This is a genomic window from uncultured Anaerovibrio sp. (genome assembly GCA_902786545.1).
In the GTDB taxonomy this organism is placed as follows: Bacteria; Bacillota; Negativicutes; order Selenomonadales; family Selenomonadaceae; genus Anaerovibrio.
In genome coordinates, this window is record CADACU010000105.1 from 1 (window position 1) to 2,163 (window position 2,163).

The 2,163-nt window shown below is 43.6% G+C and carries 3 protein-coding genes and 1 pseudogene; all 4 read left to right on the top strand.

Annotated features, from left to right (window positions below):
• On the top strand, positions 1 to 349 hold a 349-nt coding region (locus QZV24_RS10540; RefSeq protein WP_294523622.1), incomplete at its 5' end, for a YitT family protein.
• Between the two features lie 89 nt (positions 350 to 438).
• A pseudogene (locus tag QZV24_RS10630) lies at positions 439 to 747 on the top strand (transposase); the annotation flags it as partial.
• Positions 748 to 795: 48 nt separating this feature from the next.
• The gene (locus QZV24_RS10545; RefSeq protein ID WP_294523624.1) at positions 796 to 1,128 is read left to right on the top strand and encodes a helix-turn-helix domain-containing protein; all 333 of its coding nucleotides are present in this window, start codon (positions 796 to 798) and stop codon (positions 1,126 to 1,128) included.
• Positions 1,089 to 1,991 (top strand): IS3 family transposase, encoded by a 903-nt coding sequence (locus tag QZV24_RS10550; RefSeq protein WP_294523627.1) that lies wholly within the window; start codon positions 1,089 to 1,091, stop codon positions 1,989 to 1,991. The genes QZV24_RS10545 and QZV24_RS10550 overlap by 40 nt, the downstream gene beginning before the upstream one ends.
• Positions 1,992 to 2,163: the final 172 nt, after the last annotated feature.

Sequence of the window (2,163 nt, forward strand, 5' to 3'; positions counted from 1 at the left end):
CGGCTTCGATTTTAAGAAAAACATCATCATTATCAGCGACCGCAACGAAGAGATCGCCGAAGCTATCATTAAGATCGTAGGCCGGGGCGTCACCTACATCGAAGGGGAAGGAGCCTTTACCCACCAGCACCGGAAGATTTTGTTCTGCGTAGTAAAACTGACTCAGGTAGCCAAGATCAAACAGCTGGTAAAAGGGCTGGACCCCTTTGCCTTCATGATCGTTCAGGATGCCAGCGACGTATTCGGCCGGGGCTTCACCCAGCGCACGGACCATACGGTACAGCGGCCGCCGGAACTGCGCACCGGCTGGACTGAGATGCATGAAGCGGAACAAAGACAAGATTCGTAATTTAAAAACACTCCCTGATCATTGATATGCTCCCTTTATAGGAAACAGTGAAATAAAAAACACTGAATTCTATGAAGGGAGCTATTTTTATGAGAAAAGAAAAGTATTCTGTTGAAGAAAAATTGGCTTGGATAACACGTATATTGTCTAATGAAATTTCAATAAACCAGGCAGCCAAGATGTCCGGAATAGATAAGATGGCAATCAAAGATTGGTTACGTTTATATGAAATCGAGGGCATCCAAGGTTTAGCACCCCAATCTCACAAGCAGAATTATCCTGTGAGTTTAAAACGAATGGCAGTAGAGGAGTATTTAGCAGGAGGCGTTTCATTAAGTCAGATTTGCAAAAAATATAAAATTCGTAGCAGATGTCAACTAAGGGATTGGATAAAGCGGTATAATAGCGGTAAGGACTTCGGTCGAAAGATATCAGGAGGGAGCCGCATGAAAAAGACTCGCAAAACCGGCCAAAAAGAGAAAGTACAGATTGTGAAAGCATGTATGGAACGGGGATTTGACTATGGAGCTGTCGCTTTGGAATTCCAGGTCAGCTACCAGCAGGTTTACACTTGGGTACAAAAATATAAGGAACTGGGAGAAGCCGGTCTGGAAGACCGTCGGGGAAAACGGACGGCTGCCCAGACGCCCCGGTCAGAATTAGAAGAGCTTCGTATTAAGATAGCCCAACTGGAGCATGAGAAATATATGCTGCAGATGGAGCGGGATGTGTTAAAAAAATTGGACGAGATCGAAAGGAGGGATGCCTTTCGCAAGTAGTCCAAAACAGCCATAAAGAATTTGGATATCCGGTAGAAGCGATTTGCACCTTGCTGCACATTTCCAGAACAGCATATTATAAATGGTTGCACGAGGACTACGGAGAACGACTCCGTGAAAATAAACAGATTGCCACATTAATTGAGACTATCCATAAGGAGCATCCGGATAAAGGATACCGAAGGATCCGGGATGATTTGGACCGGTATTATGGTATAGCGGTCAATGATAAACGAGTACTGCGAATTTGCAGGATTCTGAAGATAAAATCCACGATAAAGTATGCGAGTCATGGCTGTACGAGGCAAGCCTCCCATCCACAGTATATTGCAGAGAATATACTTGACCGGAACTTTAAGGCAGAAAAACCAAACGAGAAATGGCTGACAGATGTGACAGAATTTAAATGGTATGACGGGATTGATAAACACAAAATTTATCTGAGCGCCATTCTGGATTTATATGACCGTAGGATTACTGCATTTGCGATTCGTGATAACAATGATAATAAGCTGGTGTATGATACATTTGACAAAGCGGTTCAGGCAAACCCGGAAGCCCACCCGATTTTCCACAGTGACAGAGGATACCAGTATACAAACCGGGGCTTTCACCAAAAACTGGTAAAAGCAGGCATGATACAAAGCATGTCCCGTGTTGCCAAATGCATTGATAACGGACCGATGGAAGGCTTTTGGGGAATTCTTAAACGGGAACGATATTACGGGAAACGATTTACCAGTAGAGAAGCATTAATTCAAATGATTACGGATTATATTGACTACTACAACCATAAACGACTCCAGCGAAATCTTGGGGTTTTGACACCCATGGAGAAACATGAATTATATCTTGCTGCATAGCAAAAACGCTGACAACACGAAGTCGTCAGCGTCTCAAAACTTTATTTTATTTCATTGTCCTCTTGACGGGGAGCGGTTCAGTAACAACAGGGGATATTGTATTATTGATTACAGCTTGTACTGGGCTTTAATCTTGCCGATAAACTTGACCAGCTCCGGTTTGCACTTGGAT

What these genes read in the sequence shown, in the direction of transcription:
- QZV24_RS10545 (WP_294523624.1), top strand. Translation starts at nt 796, where the DNA reads ATGAAAAAGACTCGCAAAACCGGCCAAAAAGAGAAAGTACAGATTGTG.